At 61.2% G+C, this 16544-nt stretch carries 12 protein-coding genes and 1 tRNA gene; all 13 read right to left on the minus strand.

The features are described 5' to 3' along the window. Nucleotides 1-24 precede the first annotated feature (24 nt). Nucleotides 25-2127, minus strand: a complete 2103-nt coding sequence (fusA, locus tag V6W80_RS21785) for an elongation factor G (protein WP_026083934.1) — start codon at nt 2125-2127, stop codon at nt 25-27. Between the two features lie 30 nt (nt 2128-2157). Continuing rightward, nucleotides 2158-2631 (minus strand): 30S ribosomal protein S7, encoded by a 474-nt coding sequence (gene rpsG, locus V6W80_RS21790; protein ID WP_007163088.1) that lies wholly within the window; start codon nt 2629-2631, stop codon nt 2158-2160. An 86-nt stretch (nt 2632-2717) separates the two neighbouring features. Beyond that, nucleotides 2718-3089 carry a 30S ribosomal protein S12 gene (rpsL, locus tag V6W80_RS21795; protein WP_007163089.1) on the minus strand — a complete coding sequence of 124 codons (372 nt, stop codon included), beginning with the start codon at nt 3087-3089 and terminating at the stop codon, nt 2718-2720. A 165-nt stretch (nt 3090-3254) separates the two neighbouring features. Next, on the minus strand, nt 3255-7454 hold the full coding sequence (gene rpoC, locus V6W80_RS21800; RefSeq protein WP_338545364.1) for a DNA-directed RNA polymerase subunit beta': 4200 nt from the start codon (nt 7452-7454) through the stop codon (nt 3255-3257). A gap of 62 nt (nt 7455-7516) precedes the next feature. Further along, nucleotides 7517-11590 carry a DNA-directed RNA polymerase subunit beta gene (gene rpoB / locus V6W80_RS21805; protein ID WP_026083933.1) on the minus strand — a complete coding sequence of 1358 codons (4074 nt, stop codon included), beginning with the start codon at nt 11588-11590 and terminating at the stop codon, nt 7517-7519. 224 nt (nt 11591-11814) lie between these two features. Continuing rightward, the gene (gene rplL / locus V6W80_RS21810) at nt 11815-12183 is read right to left on the minus strand and encodes a 50S ribosomal protein L7/L12 (RefSeq protein ID WP_017641869.1); all 369 of its coding nucleotides are present in this window, start codon (nt 12181-12183) and stop codon (nt 11815-11817) included. An 80-nt stretch (nt 12184-12263) separates the two neighbouring features. Beyond that, the gene (gene rplJ / locus V6W80_RS21815) at nt 12264-12764 is read right to left on the minus strand and encodes a 50S ribosomal protein L10 (RefSeq protein WP_017641868.1); all 501 of its coding nucleotides are present in this window, start codon (nt 12762-12764) and stop codon (nt 12264-12266) included. Nucleotides 12765-12972: 208 nt separating this feature from the next. After that, complete coding sequence (rplA, locus tag V6W80_RS21820) at nt 12973-13668, minus strand: 50S ribosomal protein L1 (RefSeq protein ID WP_017641867.1); 696 nt, start codon at nt 13666-13668, stop codon at nt 12973-12975. Continuing rightward, entirely contained in the window at nt 13668-14099 is a 432-nt protein-coding gene (gene rplK, locus V6W80_RS21825; protein WP_017641866.1) for a 50S ribosomal protein L11, read from the minus strand. The genes rplA and rplK overlap by 1 nt, the downstream gene beginning before the upstream one ends. 112 nt (nt 14100-14211) lie before the next feature. Further along, on the minus strand, nt 14212-14745 hold the full coding sequence (nusG, locus tag V6W80_RS21830) for a transcription termination/antitermination protein NusG (RefSeq protein ID WP_026083932.1): 534 nt from the start codon (nt 14743-14745) through the stop codon (nt 14212-14214). A gap of 11 nt (nt 14746-14756) precedes the next feature. After that, nucleotides 14757-15125 carry a preprotein translocase subunit SecE gene (gene secE, locus V6W80_RS21835; RefSeq protein ID WP_017641864.1) on the minus strand — a complete coding sequence of 123 codons (369 nt, stop codon included), beginning with the start codon at nt 15123-15125 and terminating at the stop codon, nt 14757-14759. 35 nt (nt 15126-15160) lie between these two features. Further along, nucleotides 15161-15236 (minus strand) — tRNA-Trp (locus tag V6W80_RS21840). 54 nt (nt 15237-15290) lie between these two features. Continuing rightward, nucleotides 15291-16484 carry an elongation factor Tu gene (gene tuf, locus V6W80_RS21845; RefSeq protein ID WP_338545365.1) on the minus strand — a complete coding sequence of 398 codons (1194 nt, stop codon included), beginning with the start codon at nt 16482-16484 and terminating at the stop codon, nt 15291-15293. Nucleotides 16485-16544 lie beyond the last annotated feature (60 nt).

The following is a 16544-nucleotide window of genomic DNA, read 5'->3' on the forward strand; positions in this document are numbered from 1 at the left end:
ATAAACCTCTAGTCAAAGCGCTGATTAAGCTTGTTTCTTGATGATGGCTTCGGCGATGTTCGACGGAGCTTCGGCGTACTTGGAGAACTCCATGGAGTAGCTTGCGCGACCCTGAGACATGGAGCGGACATCCGTAGCGTAGCCAAACATCTCGCCCAGCGGAACCTCGGCACGGATGACCTTGCCGGTCACGGTGTCTTCCATACCCTGGATCAGGCCACGACGACGGTTCAGGTCGCCCATGACGTCGCCCATGTAGTCTTCCGGGGTCACGACCTCGACCTTCATGATCGGCTCGAGCAGCACGGCACCACCCTTCTGGGTGAGCTGCTTGGTCGCCATGGAGGCAGCGATCTTGAACGCCATCTCGTTGGAGTCGACGTCATGGTAGGAACCGTCGAACACAGCGGCCTTCAGGCCGAGCAGCGGATAGCCGGCAACGATGCCGTTCTTCATCTGCTCTTCGATGCCCTTCTGGATCGCCGGGATGTATTCCTTCGGAATCACACCGCCCACGACTTCGCTGACGAACTCCAGACCTTCCTGACCTTCGTCGGCCGGCGCGAAGCGAATCCAGCAGTGACCGAACTGGCCACGACCACCCGACTGGCGAACGAACTTGCCTTCGATCTCGCAGGTGTTGCGGATGGTTTCGCGGTAGGCGACCTGAGGCTTACCGATGTTCGCTTCCACGCCGAATTCGCGCTTCATGCGATCCACCAGGATGTCCAGGTGCAGCTCGCCCATGCCGGAGATGATGGTCTGACCGGACTCTTCGTCGGTCTTGACGCGGAACGAGGGGTCTTCCTGGGCCAACTTGCCCAGTGCGATACCCATCTTCTCCTGGTCGGCCTTGGTCTTCGGCTCGACAGCGACCGAGATCACCGGCTCCGGGAAGTCCATGCGCTCGAGGATGATCGGCTTCTCGATCGAGCACAGGGTGTCACCGGTGGTGACGTCCTTCATGCCGATCAGGGCGGCGATGTCGCCAGCACGAACTTCCTTGATCTCTTCACGGGTGTTGGCGTGCATCTGCACCATACGGCCGACGCGCTCCTTCTTGCCCTTCACCGAGTTGATGACGGAGTCACCGGAGCTCAGTACACCCGAGTAGACGCGGGCGAAGGTCAAGGTACCCACGAAGGGGTCGGTAGCGATCTTGAACGCCAGCGCCGAGAAGGGCTCGTCGTCGTCTGCATGACGCTCGTCGTGGATTTCCTCGTTGTCCGGGTTGGTACCCTTGATCGCGGGAATCTCGATCGGCGCCGGCAGGAAGTCGATCACGGCGTCCAGAACCAGGGGCACGCCCTTGTTCTTGAAGGACGAACCGCAGACGGCCGGGACGATTTCGCAGGCGATGGTACGCTGACGCAGGCCGGCCTTGATCTCGTCGATCGACAGCTCGCCGCCTTCCAGGTACTTGTTCATCAGCTCTTCGTTGGCTTCGGCCGCAGCCTCGACCATGTTGGAGCGCCACTGCTCGGCATCGGCCAGCATGTCCGCAGGAATGTCTTCCTCGCGGTAGGTCATGCCCTGGTCGTCATCGTTCCAGAAGATGGCCTTCATCTTCAGCAGGTCGATCTGGCCCTGGAAGTTCTCTTCCGCGCCGATGGCCAACTGAACCGGGACCGGAGTATGGCCCAGGCGCTTCTTGATCTGCTCGACGACGCGCAGGAAGTTGGCACCGGCACGGTCCATCTTGTTGACGTAGACGATGCGCGGGACGCCGTACTTGTTGGCTTGACGCCATACGGTCTCGGACTGAGGCTCGACACCGGAGGTACCGCAGAACACCACGACCGCACCGTCCAGCACGCGCAGGGAACGCTCCACCTCAATGGTGAAGTCCACGTGGCCGGGGGTATCGATGATGTTGACGCGGTACTTGTCGTACTGCTTGGTCGAACCGGACCAGAACGCGGTGGTGGCAGCGGAGGTGATGGTGATACCACGCTCCTGCTCCTGCACCATCCAGTCCATGGTCGCAGCGCCGTCGTGAACCTCACCCATTTTGTGGTTCACGCCGGTGTAGAACAGAATCCGCTCGGTAGTAGTCGTCTTACCTGCGTCCACGTGGGCGCAGATACCGATGTTCCGATAGCGGTTAATAGCGGTTGTACGAGCCATAAGGTCCTCGCTTGATTGGAAGCGCTAGGCTTAGAAGCGGTAGTGCGAGAAGGCCTTGTTGGCTTCTGCCATGCGATGCACGTCTTCGCGCTTCTTGACTGCGGCACCCTTGCCTTCAAAAGCGTCCATGAGTTCACCCGCCAGGCGCAGAGCCATGGACTTCTCGCCACGCTTGCGCGCGGAGTCCACCAGCCAGCGCATGGCCAGGGCATTACGACGGGAAGGACGAACCTCAACCGGCACCTGGTAGGTAGCACCGCCGACACGGCGGGACTTCACTTCGACCAGCGGAGCGATGGCGTCGAGCGCTTTTTCGAAAACTTCCAGGGGTTCGGCATTCTTGGAACGCTCTTTGACCTTGTCCAGAGCACCATAAACGATACGCTCGGCAACGGCTTTCTTGCCGCTTTCCATCACGTGGTTCATGAACTTGGCCAGGATCTGGCTTCCGTATTTCGGATCGTCAAGTATTTCGCGCTTGGCCGCTACACGACGTCTTGGCATTGATAAGCCCTCAAAACGGTCTTCAGGTTAGCTCGGGACTCGTTGCCCGACCTTACTCTTATCGACTCGAACAAAAAGAAAGGTGATTACTTCGGACGCTTGGTGCCGTACTTGGAACGGCCCTGCTTGCGGTCCTTCACACCGGTGGTGTCCAGCGAACCGCGCACGGTGTGATAACGCACACCCGGCAGATCCTTGACCCGGCCACCGCGGATCAGCACGACGCTGTGTTCCTGCAGGTTGTGGCCTTCACCGCCGATGTAGGAGGTGACTTCGAAGCCGTTGGTCAGACGCACACGGCAGACCTTCCGCAGTGCGGAGTTGGGCTTCTTGGGAGTGGTGGTGTACACGCGGGTGCACACGCCACGACGTTGCGGGCAGTTTTGCAGCGCAGGCACGTCGGATTTCTCGACGATACGCTTGCGTGCACTACGCACCAGCTGGTTGATAGTTGCCATCTATAGCTCCACTGATTGTCTTGCGACATAAACGAAATAGCAGAACGTCAGTCCTGCCCATTTTCGGGGAACGAAAGTCTAAAGAGCTTGGGCGCCCCAGTCAAGACAAAGCCCCCGGACGCCTGGGGCGCCGGGGGCTTTGTCAAGCGAGACCCGCTACCGAACTCAGCTGGCGCTGGAGTTCAGCGCTTCGGTCAGGGCGGCTTCGGCCTCGCTGGCGCTGACGCGCTGCGGCTTGCCGAGTTCGCGCTGGCGCTTGCGCTCGCTGTGGTAGGCCAGACCGGTACCGGCCGGGATCAGACGACCCACCACCACGTTTTCCTTCAGGCCGCGCAGGAAGTCGCGCTTGCCGGTCACGGCGGCTTCGGTCAGGACACGGGTGGTCTCCTGGAAGGAAGCGGCCGAGATGAAGGACTCGGTGGACAGCGAAGCCTTGGTGATACCCAGCAGCACGCGCTCGTACTTGGCGACGAAGCGATCATTGCCGACCAGTTGCTCGTTCTCTTCCAGGACATGGGTCAGTTCGACCTGATCGCCCTTGATGAAGCTCGAGTCACCGGTATCGCTCACTTCGACCTTGCGCAGCATCTGCCGCAAGATGGTCTCGATGTGCTTGTCGTTGATCTTCACGCCCTGCAGGCGGTACACGTCCTGGATCTCGTTGACGATGTACTTGGCCAGCGCGCTGACACCCAGCAGACGCAGGATGTCGTGCGGATTGCTCGGACCGTCGGAGATGACTTCGCCGCGGCTGACCTGTTCGCCTTCGAAGACGTTCAGGTGGCGCCACTTCGGAATCAGTTCCTCGTAGGGATCGGTGCCGTCGGTCGGAGTGATGACCAGACGACGCTTGCCCTTGGTTTCCTTGCCGAAGGAGATGGTACCGCTGATCTCCGCCAGGATGGCCGGCTCCTTGGGACGACGCGCTTCGAAGAGGTCGGCCACGCGGGGCAGACCACCGGTGATGTCGCGAGTCTTGGAGGTTTCCTGGGGGATACGGGCGATAACGTCACCCACATGCACCTTGGCACCGTCGCTCAGGTTGACAAGCGCGTTCGGCGGCAGGAAGTACTGGGCCGGTACGTCAGTACCCGGCAGCAGCAGATCCTTGCCGTTGGCGTCGATCAGCTTGACCGCCGGACGGATGTCCTTGCCGGAGGTCGGGCGATCCTTGGCGTCGAGCACCTCGATGTTGGTCAGACCGGTCAGTTCGTCGGTCTGGCGCTTGATGGTGATGCCCTCCTCCATGCCGACGAAGGCCACGGTACCGTCCATCTCGGTGACGATGGGGTGGGTGTGCGGGTCCCACTTGGCGACGATGGCGCCAGCGTCGACCTTGTCGCCTTCCTTGACCGAAATCACCGCACCGTAGGGCAGCTTGTAGCGCTCGCGCTCACGACCGAAGTCGTCGGCGATGGCCAGCTCACCGGAACGGGACACGGCAACCAGGGCACCGTCGGCACGTTCGACGTGCTTCAGGTTGTGCAGACGGATGGCACCGCCGTTCTTGACCTGGACGCTGTCGGCCGCGGAGGTCCGGCTGGCCGCACCACCGATGTGGAAGGTACGCATGGTCAGCTGGGTACCCGGCTCACCGATGGACTGGGCGGCGATGACGCCGACCGCTTCACCGATGTTGACCTGGTGACCGCGAGCCAGATCGCGACCGTAGCACTTGGCGCAGATGCCATGACGGGTTTCGCAGGTGATCGGCGAACGCACCACGACTTCGTCGACGCTGTTGAGCTCGAGGAACTCGACCCAGCGCTCGTCGACCAGAGTGCCTGCAGGCACGATGATCTCTTCGGTACCCGGCTTGGGCACGTCGCGGGCGATGACTCGACCCAGCACGCGCTCACCCAGGGGCTCGACCACGTCACCGCCTTCGATGTGCGGGGTCATGATCAGGCCGCGCTCGGTACCGCAGTCGACCTCGGTCACCACCAGATCCTGGGCCACGTCGACGAGACGACGGGTCAGGTAACCGGAGTTCGCGGTCTTCAGAGCGGTATCCGCCAGACCCTTACGGGCACCGTGGGTGGAGATGAAGTACTGGAGTACGTTCAGGCCTTCACGGAAGTTGGCGGTGATGGGCGTCTCGATGATGGAGCCGTCCGGCTTGGCCATCAGGCCACGCATGCCGGCGAGCTGGCGAATCTGGGCCGCGGAACCCCGGGCGCCGGAATCGGCCATCATGTACATGGAGTTGAAGGACTCCTGGTCGACTTCCTTGCCCTCGCGATCGATGACCTTCTCTTTCGAGAGGTTGGTCATCATCGCCTTGGACACTTCGTCGTTGGCCTTCGACCAGAGGTCGATCACCTTGTTGTACTTCTCGCCCTGGGTCACCAGGCCGGAGGCGTACTGGCTCTCGATCTCCTTCACCTCGGCGGTGGCGGCATCGATGATGCGGGCCTTCTCGTCCGGAATGACGAAGTCGTTGACGCCGATGGAGACGCCGGACAGGGTCGAATAGGCGAAACCGGTGTACATCAACTGGTCGGCGAAGATGACGGTGTCCTTCAGACCCACCACGCGGTAGCAGTGGTTGATCAGCTTGGAGATGGCCTTCTTCTTCATCGACTGGTTGACCACGTCGTACGGCAGACCGGCGGGCACGACCTGGAACAGCAGCGCGCGGCCGACGGTGGTGTCGACGATGCGGGTGTTCTTGGTCAGGCTGCCGTCCTTGTGAAGGATGGTCTCGTTGATGCGTACCTTGACCTTGGCATGCAGCGCGGCTTCGCCGGCACGGAAGACGCGATCGACTTCCTGCAGGTCGGCGAACACGCGGCCTTCGCCCTTGGCGTTGATGGCTTCACGGGTCATGTAGTACAGACCCAGGACCACGTCCTGCGACGGCACGATGATCGGCTCGCCGTTGGCGGGCGACAGGATGTTGTTGGTCGACATCATCAGGGCGCGCGCTTCCAGCTGGGCTTCCAGCGTCAGCGGCACGTGCACGGCCATCTGGTCACCGTCGAAGTCGGCGTTGTACGCGGCGCAGACCAGCGGGTGCAGCTGGATCGCCTTGCCTTCGATGAGGACCGGCTCGAACGCCTGGATGCCCAGACGGTGCAGGGTCGGGGCGCGGTTGAGCAGCACGGGGTGTTCGCGGATGACTTCGGCGAGCACGTCCCAGACCTCGGGCAGTTCGCGCTCGACCATCTTCTTGGCGGCCTTGATGGTGGTCGCCATGCCGCGGGCTTCCAGCTTGCCGAAGATGAACGGCTTGAACAGTTCCAGGGCCATCTTCTTGGGCAGACCGCACTGGTGCAGACGCAGGGTCGGGCCCACGGTGATCACGGAACGACCGGAGTAGTCGACGCGCTTGCCCAGCAGGTTCTGACGGAAACGACCCTGCTTGCCCTTGATCATGTCGGCCAAGGACTTCAGCGGGCGCTTGTTGGAACCGGTGATGGCACGACCGCGACGGCCGTTGTCCAGCAGGGCGTCGACGGCTTCCTGCAGCATGCGCTTCTCGTTGCGCACGATGATGTCGGGCGCGGCGAGGTCGAGCAGCCGCTTGAGGCGGTTGTTCCGGTTGATGACGCGACGATAGAGATCGTTCAGGTCGGAGGTCGCGAAGCGGCCGCCATCCAGCGGTACCAGCGGACGCAGGTCCGGCGGCAGCACGGGCAGCACGGTCATGACCATCCACTCCGGCTTGTTGCCGGAGCCCTGGAAGGCTTCCATCAGCTTCAGGCGCTTGGACAGCTTCTTGATCTTGGTCTCGGAGTTGGTCTGCGGAATCTCTTCGCGCAGGCGACCGATCTCGTGCTCCAGATCAATGGCGCCGAGCAGCTGGAACACGGCTTCCGCACCCATGCGGGCGTCGAAGTCGTCACCGAACTCTTCCAGCGCCTCGAAGTACTGCTCGTCGTTGAGCAGCTGGTACTTCTCGAGGGTGGTCATGCCCGGATCGATCACCACGTAGCTCTCGAAATAGAGCACGCGCTCGATGTCACGCAGGGTCATGTCCAGCAGCAGGCCGATACGGGACGGCAGCGACTTCAGGAACCAGATGTGGGCGACGGGCGAAGCCAGCTCGATGTGGCCCATGCGCTCGCGGCGCACCTTGGCCAGGGCGACTTCCACGCCGCACTTCTCGCAGATCACGCCGCGGTGCTTGAGGCGCTTGTACTTTCCGCACAGGCACTCGTAGTCCTTGACCGGGCCAAAGATCTTGGCGCAGAACAGACCATCGCGCTCGGGCTTGAAGGTACGGTAGTTGATGGTCTCCGGCTTCTTCACTTCACCGAACGACCAGGAACGAATCATCTCGGGCGAGGCCAGACCAATGCGGATGGCATCGAACTCTTCGAGTTGACCCTGGTTTTTCAACAGATTGAGCAAGTCTTTCAAGGCCTTTCCTCCTCACGGACCGGAGACGACCGCCGCGCGGTCGTCTCCTCTAGGGTCTCGTGTTATTCGGTTTCCAGTTCGATATCGATGCCGAGCGAACGGATTTCCTTGATCAGTACGTTGAAGGACTCGGGCATGCCGGCCTCCATGCGGTGATCTCCGTCCACGATGTTCTTGTACATCTTGGTCCGGCCGTTCACATCGTCCGACTTCACCGTCAGCATTTCCTGCAGGGTGTAAGCCGCGCCATAGGCCTCCAGTGCCCAGACCTCCATCTCCCCGAAACGCTGACCACCGAACTGCGCCTTACCACCCAGCGGCTGCTGGGTAACCAGGCTGTAGGAACCGGTGGAACGGGCGTGCATCTTGTCGTCCACCAGGTGGTTCAGCTTGAGCATGTACATGTAGCCAACGGTGGTGGTGCGCTCGAAGGCATTGCCAGTGCGGCCGTCGTACAGACGCATCTGGCCGCTCTCCGGCAGATCGGCCAGCTTCAGCATAGCCTTGATCTCGCTTTCCTTGGCACCGTCGAACACCGGGGTAGCCATGGGAACACCGCCGCGCAGGTTCTTCGCCAGGTCGAGGACTTCCTGATCGCTCAGGTCGTCGAGCTTCTCCTGACGGCCACCGATCTCGTTGTAGATCTCGTGCAGGAAGCTGCGCAGCTCTGCAACCTTGCGCTGCTCTTCGATCATCACGTTGATCTTCTCGCCCAGGCCCTTGGCCGCGAGGCCCAGGTGGGTTTCGAGGATCTGACCGACGTTCATCCGCGAGGGTACGCCCAGCGGGTTCAGCACGATGTCCACCGGCGTGCCGTTGGCGTCGTAGGGCATGTCTTCGACCGGCATGATCACCGAGACCACACCCTTGTTACCGTGACGACCAGCCATCTTGTCGCCCGGCTGGATGCGGCGCTTGATGGCGAGGTAGACCTTAACGATCTTCAGTACGCCCGGCGCCAGGTCATCGCCCTGCTGCAGCTTGCGCTTCTTGTCTTCGAACTTGTCGTCCAGCAGCTGGCGACGGTCGGACAGGTAGGCCTGGGCCTTTTCCAGCTGCTCGTTGTGAGCATCTTCCGCCATGCGCAGCTTGAACCACTGACCGCGCTCCAGGCCGTTCAGGTACTCGTCGGTGATGACGGCACCCTTCTTGACCGCCGGACCGCCTTCGGCAACCTGACCGACCAGGGCCTGACGCAGACGCTCGAAGGTCGCGCCTTCGACGATGCGGAACTCTTCGTTCAGATCCTTGCGGATCTCGTCGAGCTGGGACTTCTCGATGGCCAGGGCGCGGGAGTCGCGCTCGACGCCGTCACGGGTGAAGACCTGGACGTCGATGACGGTACCCTTGGTGCCAGTGGGCACACGCAGGGAGGTGTCCTTCACGTCGCTGGCCTTCTCGCCGAAGATGGCGCGCAGCAGCTTCTCTTCCGGGGTCAGCTGGGTTTCGCCCTTGGGCGTGACCTTGCCGACCAGGATGTCACCGGCGCCGACCTCGGCACCGACGTAGACGATACCGGCCTCGTCCAGCTTGTTCAGCGCAGCCTCACCCACGTTCGGGATGTCGGAGGTGATCTCCTCCGGGCCGAGCTTGGTGTCACGGGCCACACAGGTCAGTTCCTGGATGTGGATGGTGGTGAAGCGATCTTCCTGGACCACACGCTCCGACAGACAGATGGAGTCTTCGAAGTTGAAGCCGTTCCAGGGCATGAAGGCCACGCGCATGTTCTGACCCAGTGCCAGCTCGCCCATGTCGGTCGAGGGGCCATCGGCCAGGATGTCGAACTTGGCCACCTGATCACCCTTGCTCACCAGCGGACGCTGGTTGATGCAGGTGTTCTGGTTGGAACGGGTGTACTTGGTCAGGTTGTAGATGTCGACACCGGCTTCACCGGTTTCGACTTCGGCATCGTTGACACGCACCACGATACGGCTGGCATCGACGGAGTCGATCACGCCACCACGACGGGCCACGACGCAGACGCCGGAGTCACGGGCGACGTTGCGCTCCATGCCGGTACCCACCAGCGGCTTGTCCGAACGCAGGGTCGGCACGGCCTGACGCTGCATGTTGGAACCCATCAGCGCGCGGTTGGCGTCGTCGTGCTCGAGGAACGGAATCAGCGAGGCGGCGACGGAGACGACCTGCTTGGGCGAAACGTCCATCAGGGTGACGTCTTCGGGCGCCTTGACGGTGAATTCGTTCAGGTGGCGCACGGCCACCAGCTCATCGATCAGCCGGTTGTTCTCGTCCAGGCCGGCGGAGGCCTGGGCGATGACGTGGTTGGCTTCTTCGATGGCCGACAGGAAGACGATCTCGTCGGTAGCCACGCCGTCCTTGACCATGCGGTACGGGCTTTCGAGGAAGCCGTACTGGTTGGTGCGGGCATAGGCAGCCAGGGAGTTGATCAGGCCGATGTTCGGACCTTCCGGCGTTTCGATCGGGCAGACCCGGCCGTAGTGCGTCGGGTGTACGTCGCGGACTTCGAAGCCGGCGCGCTCACGGGTCAGACCGCCCGGGCCGAGTGCGGAGACGCGGCGCTTGTGGGTGATCTCCGACAGCGGGTTGTTCTGGTCCATGAACTGGGACAGCTGGCTGGAACCGAAGAATTCCTTGATCGCGGCGGCCACCGGCTTGGCGTTGATCAGGTCTTGCGGCATCAGGCCTTCGCTTTCGGCCATGGACAGGCGTTCCTTGACGGCACGCTCCACCCGCACCAGGCCCACGCGGAACTGGTTCTCGGCCATTTCACCGACGCAACGGACACGACGGTTACCCAGGTGGTCGATGTCGTCGACGATACCCTTGCCGTTACGGATGTCGACCAGGGTCTTGAGCACGTCGACGATGTCTTCGCGGCTCAGCACGCCCGAGCCTTCGATGGCATCGCGACCGATACGGCGGTTGAACTTCATGCGGCCGACGGCGGACAGGTCGTAACGCTCGGCGCTGAAGAACAGGTTGTTGAACAGGGTCTCGGCAGCTTCCTTGGTCGGCGGCTCGCCAGGACGCATCATCCGATAGATCTCGACCAGGGCTTCCAGCTGGTTGCCGGTGGAGTCGATCTTCAGGGTATCGGAGATGAACGGACCACAGTCGATGTCGTTGGTGTACAGCGTCTCGAGCCGCACGACATTGGCCTTGGCCATCTTGGCCAGCATGTCCAGGGTCAGCTCGGTGTTGCACTCGGCGATGATCTCGCCGGTGGACGGGTGCACGATGGCCTTGGCGGTGGTACGGCCAATGACGTAATCGAAGGGCACTTCCAGCTCGGTGATACCGGACTTTTCCAACTGGTTGATGTGGCGAGCGGTCACGCGACGGCCCTGCTCCACGATCACCTTGCCGGTTTCGTCCTTGATGTCGAAGCTGGCGATGTCACCACGCAGGCGCTGGGGCACCAGTTCCAGGTTCAGGGTCTCGCCCTTGATGTGGAAGACGTTGGTGTCATAGAAGGCGTCCAGCACTTCTTCGGTGCTGTAGCCGAGCGCGCGCAGCAGAACCGAGGCCGGCAGCTTGCGGCGGCGGTCGATACGCACGAAGACGGCGTCCTTGGGGTCGAACTCGAAGTCCAGCCAGGAGCCGCGGTAGGGAATGATGCGCGCCGAGTACAGCAGCTTGCCCGAGCTGTGGGTCTTGCCGCGGTCGTGGTCGAAGAACACGCCCGGGCTGCGGTGCAGCTGGGACACGATGACACGCTCGGTACCGTTGATGATGAAGGTACCGTTCTCGGTCATCAGGGGGATTTCCCCCATGTAGACTTCCTGCTCCTTGATGTCCTTGATCGCCTTGTTCGACGACTCGCGGTCGAAGATGATCAGGCGAACCTTGACCCGCAGCGGGACGGCGAAGGTCACGCCGCGCAGGACGCATTCCTTCACATCGAAAGCCGGCTCGCCCAGGCGATAGCCGACGTATTCCAGGGCCGCATTGCCGGAATAGCTGATAATCGGGAAAACGGACTTGAAGGCCGCATGCAGGCCGATATCGCGGAACTGGTCTTTGCCTGCGCCCGCCTGCAGGAATTCGCGGTACGAATCCAGTTGGATAGCCAGCAAATAGGGCACGTCCATGACGTGCGGCAACTTGCTAAAGTCCTTGCGGATACGTTTTTTCTCAGTGTATGAGTAAGCCATCAGCGTTCCCCAGCTTGGTCACCAGCTTGTTTGGCCTCTCCGACGGGAGCAGCCGGAAAATCGTGCAAACCCTTGGTTTGCCGCACCCCGAGAGCGAGGTGGATACAGCGCGTTTTGCCAGGCGGATATGCTCGCCCTGCACAAAACGGCAAAAGGCCGGTGGCGTTCGCCACCAGCCATCAGCCGAACGTGAGACGTTGCGGCTGTAGACGCAAGAACCGAACTTACTTGAGCTCGACCTTGGCGCCTGCTTCTTCCAGAGACTTCTTGGCAGCCTCGGCTTCCTCTTTGGAAACGCCTTCCTTGACCACGCCCGGGGCGCCGTCAACGACAGCCTTGGCTTCTTTCAGGCCCAGACCGGTCAGTTCACGAACGACCTTGATGACGTTCACTTTCTTGTCGCCGGCTTCGGTCAACATGATGGTGAATTCGGTCTGCTCTTCGACGACGGCAGCGGCAGCAGCCGGGCCAGCGGCAACGGCGGCAGCGGCGGTCACGCCGAACTTCTCTTCCATCGCCTTGATCAGTTCCACCACTTGCATGACGGACATTTCGGATACGGCGTTGATGATGTCTTCGTTGGTCAGAGCCATGACTCTAGATTCCTATAACAGGGTGCGGCTTCAGGCCGCAAATAATAAGAAAGACTTACAGGAAACGCAGCACGCACGGATTAGGCGGCGGCAGCTTCCTTTTGGTCGCGAATGGCGGCGAGGGTACGAGCCAGCTTGCTGGTAGCGCCCTGGATGACACTCATCAGCTGGGACACAGCTTCGTCGTAGGTCGGCAGGGTTGCCAGTACGTCGATCTGGTTGGCTGGAATGAGCTTGCCTTCGAACGCGGCGGCCTTGATCTCGAACTTGTCCTGACCCTTGGCGAAATCCTTGAAGATACGGGCGGCAGCGCCCGGATGCTCTTGGGAGAACGCGATCAGGGTCGGGCCCTTGAAGGTGTCGTTGAGGACGTCGAAAGACGTGCCTTCAACGGCACGACGCAGCAGGGTGTTACGTACGACACGTACATAGACACCAGCCGCGCGGGCCTCTTTACGGAGTCCGGTCATGGCACCCACAGTCACGCCACGGGCATCGGCCACGACAGCGGACAGGGCACCTTGGGCAGCCTCGTTGACTTCAGCGACGATAGCCTTCTTGTCTTCGAGTTTGATTGCCACGGGTTTAACTCCTGGATGTTACCGTTTCGCCCGATGGACTGGGCGGCGTTTTGGTGTCTGACTCGGTAACCGAATCGGGAGCACCATCTGCGTAGGCTAGGGTTTCCCCGGTTTAAGACCTGCGTCCCCTACGGTCTTGGACAGCCCCCGCCAGGCAGGGACCCCAATCTTGGCGCCGCGCCCGAAGGCACGGCGACTTGTGTCTTGCTTAGGCTTCCAGGGAAGCCTGGTCGATCTGCAGACCCGGGCCCATGGTGGAGCTCAGGGTGATGCGCTTGACGTAGATGCCCTTGGAGGTCGAGGGCTTCAGGCGCTTCAGGTCGGCCAGCAGAGCTTCAACGTTCTGCTTCAGCTTCACGGGCTCGAAATCGATCTTGCCAACGGAAGCGTGAATGATGCCGTTCTTGTCGGTACGGAAACGCACCTGACCAGCCTTGGCATTCTTGACGGCGGTAGCGACGTCCGGGGTCACGGTGCCAACCTTGGGGTTAGGCATCAGACCACGCGGGCCGAGCAGCTGACCCAGCTGACCGACAACGCGCATGGCGTCCGGCGAGGCGATGACCACGTCATAGTTCAGGTCGCCGCCCTTCATCTCGGCAGCCAGGTCGTCCATGCCGACTCTTTCGGCACCGGCAGCCAGTGCGGCTTCGGCATTGGCACCCTGGGTGAACACGGCAACGCGAACCGACTTGCCAGTGCCATTGGGCAGCACGGTAGCGCCACGAACGACCTGGTCGGATTTACGCGGATCCACGCCCAGGTTCACGGAGACGTCGATGGACTCCTTGAACTTGATGGTGGACAGCTCGGCCAGCAGGGCTGCAGCTTCTTCGAAGCCGTACTGCTTGCCAGCCTGGATTTTTTCGGCGATAGCCTTTTGACGCTTAGTGAGCTTGGCCATTACACGCCCTCCACATTCAGACCCATGCTACGAGCGGAACCGGCGATGGTACGCACGGCGGCGTCCATATCGGCGGCGGTGAGATCGGCATTCTTGGTCTTGGCGATCTCTTCCAGCTGGGCGCGGGTGACGGTACCGACCTTCTGGCTGTTCGGACGAGCGGAACCGCTCTTGATGCCAGCCGCCTTCTTGAGCAGCACGGAGGCCGGGGTGCTCTTGATTTCGAAGGTGAAGCTACGGTCGCTGTACACGGTGATGATCACCGGGGTGGGCAGACCGGGCTCCATGCCCTGAGTGCGGGCGTTGAACGCCTTGCAGAACTCCATGATGTTGACGCCGTGCTGACCCAGCGCCGGACCGACCGGCGGGCTCGGGTTGGCTTGAGCGGCCTTAACCTGCAGCTTGATGTAAGCCTGAATTTTCTTAGCCATGTGCTACTCCAATGATGGGTTCAACGCCCCGCGGGGCTCCCCAATTACTTGCTATATCCCAGTGACGACAAAACCCCGCAGCCGGGGCTACGGGGTGGGGGATGCGAACAACCTAGACCTTTTCGACCTGGCTGAACTCGAGCTCCACAGGGGTCGACCGACCAAAGATCAGTACCGCCACGTGGATGCGGCTCTTCTCGTAATTCACTTCTTCGACAACGCCGTTGAAGTCGGCGAACGGACCGTCCACCACCCGAACCGTCTCACCCGCTTCGAACAGGGTCTTCGGCTTGGGCTTGTCGCTGCTGTCGGAGACACGACGCAGAATCGCATCCGCCTCACGATCAGTGATGGGCGCCGGCTTGTCGGCGGTGCCGCCGATGAAACCCATGACACGAGGGGTATCCTTGACCAGGTGCCAAGTCCCTTCGTTCATCTCCATCTGCACCAGGACGTATCCTGGGAAAAACTTACGCTCGCTCTTGCGCTTCTGGCCATTGCGCATTTCCACCACTTCTTCGGTGGGCACGAGAATGTCGCCGAACTCGTCTTCCATTTCGTGCAGCTTGACGCGCTCGATCAACGAACGCATGACATGCTTCTCGTAACCCGAGTAGGCATGCACGACGTACCAACGCTTAGCCACGGCGAACCCTTTCAACCAACAATCGTGGAAACCAGCCAACCGAGCAGGGAGTCTAGCCCCCACAACAACAAAGCCATCACGAGCACCACGGCAACCACGATCAGCGTGGTCTGGGTGGTCTCTTGCCGGGTAGGCCAGACAACCTTGCGAATCTCGGTACGGGCGTCTTTCAGCAAGCCAAAGAAGGCCTGCCCCTTGGCGGTCTGCAGCGCAACGAAGGCAGCGATAGCCGCCAGCACCAACAGACCTACCACTCGATACAGGATGGACTGAGCAGCGAAGTAGTGATTGGCAACAACACCGATCGCTACCAGAACGACAACCACCAGCCACTTCAGCGCATCGAAGCGCGACTCTTTGGCTTCCGCCTTGATGCTCATTGCATGAATCCTGTAAGGAGTGCCAGATGGGAATCTGGCAGGCCAGGAGGGAATCGAACCCCCAACCTGCGGTTTTGGAGACCGCCGCTCTGCCAATTGAGCTACTGGCCTGTAACTTGAATCAGGCCGACCATTATGCCGACCTGACAGGCCAAGATCAATCGATTACTCGATGATCTTGGCAACCACGCCGGCGCCAACGGTACGACCGCCTTCACGAATGGCGAAACGCAGACCGTCTTCCATCGCGATCGGAGCGATCAGGGTGACAACCATCTTGATGTTGTCGCCCGGCATCACCATCTCGACGCCTTCCGGCAGCTCGCAGTTACCGGTCACGTCGGTGGTGCGGAAGTAGAACTGCGGACGGTAGCCCTTGAAGAACGGGGTGTGACGACCACCTTCTTCCTTGGACAGCACGTACACTTCGCACTCGAACTTGGTGTGCGGCTTGATGGTGTTCGGCTTGGCCAGCACCTGGCCACGCTCCACGTCTTCACGCTTGGTGCCACGCAGCAGCACGCCGACGTTCTCGCCAGCACGGCCTTCGTCCAGCAGCTTGCGGAACATTTCAACGCCGGTGCAGGTGGTCTTGACGGTGGCCTTGATGCCCACGATCTCGACTTCTTCCTGGACCTTGACGATGCCACGCTCGACACGACCGGTTACCACGGTGCCGCGACCGGAGATCGAGAACACGTCTTCGATCGGCATCAGGAACGGCTTGTCGATGGCACGCTCGGGCTCGGGGATGTACGAGTCCAGGGTCTCGACCAGCTTGCGCACGGCGGAGGTACCCATTTCGTTGTCGTCGCTACCGTTCAGAGCCATCAGCGCGGAGCCGATGACGATCGGGGTGTCGTCGCCGGGGAAGTCGTAGGTGTTCAGCAGATCGCGAACTTCCATTTCGACCAGTTCCAGCAGCTCGGCGTCGTCAACCATGTCGGCCTTGTTCAGGAACACGACGATGTAGGGAACGCCTACCTGACGGGACAGCAGGATGTGCTCGCGGGTCTGCGGCATGGGGCCGTCAGCAGCCGAGCAAACCAGGATCGCGCCGTCCATCTGGGCAGCACCGGTGATCATGTTCTTCACGTAGTCGGCGTGGCCGGGGCAGTCGACGTGCGCGTAGTGACGGATCGCCGAGTCGTACTCAACGTGGGAGGTGTTGATGGTGATACCGCGAGCCTTTTCTTCCGGCGCGTTGTCGATCTGGTCGAAACCACGAGCGGAACCGCCCCAGGTATCGGCACAGACTTTGGTCAGCGCTGCGGTCAGCGTGGTCTTGCCATGGTCAACGTGACCGATGGTGCCCACGTTCAGGTGCGGCTTGTTACGTTCAAACTTTTCTTTAGCCATCGACACTCTCTCCCTTCACGAATTGAGCAAAGCAATGCCGCCATTAAAACAAAGGCAGAT

Origin of the sequence: Pseudomonas benzopyrenica (assembly GCF_036884265.1) — a bacterium.
In the GTDB taxonomy this organism is placed as follows: domain Bacteria; phylum Pseudomonadota; class Gammaproteobacteria; order Pseudomonadales; family Pseudomonadaceae; genus Chryseomonas; species Chryseomonas benzopyrenica.

Coding starts and splice junctions, on each gene's coding strand:
- fusA (WP_026083934.1), bottom strand. CDS start 2,127: ATGGCTCGTACAACCGCTATTAACCGCTATCGGAACATCGGTATCTGC.
- rpsG (WP_007163088.1), bottom strand. CDS start 2,631: ATGCCAAGACGTCGTGTAGCGGCCAAGCGCGAAATACTTGACGATCCG.
- rpsL (WP_007163089.1), bottom strand. CDS start 3,089: ATGGCAACTATCAACCAGCTGGTGCGTAGTGCACGCAAGCGTATCGTC.
- rpoB (WP_026083933.1), bottom strand. CDS start 11,590: ATGGCTTACTCATACACTGAGAAAAAACGTATCCGCAAGGACTTTAGC.
- rplL (WP_017641869.1), bottom strand. CDS start 12,183: ATGGCTCTGACCAACGAAGACATCATCAACGCCGTATCCGAAATGTCC.
- rplA (WP_017641867.1), bottom strand. CDS start 13,668: ATGGCCAAGCTCACTAAGCGTCAAAAGGCTATCGCCGAAAAAATCCAG.
- rplK (WP_017641866.1), bottom strand. CDS start 14,099: ATGGCTAAGAAAATTCAGGCTTACATCAAGCTGCAGGTTAAGGCCGCT.
- secE (WP_017641864.1), bottom strand. CDS start 15,125: ATGAGCATCAAGGCGGAAGCCAAAGAGTCGCGCTTCGATGCGCTGAAG.
- tuf (WP_338545365.1), bottom strand. CDS start 16,484: ATGGCTAAAGAAAAGTTTGAACGTAACAAGCCGCACCTGAACGTGGGC.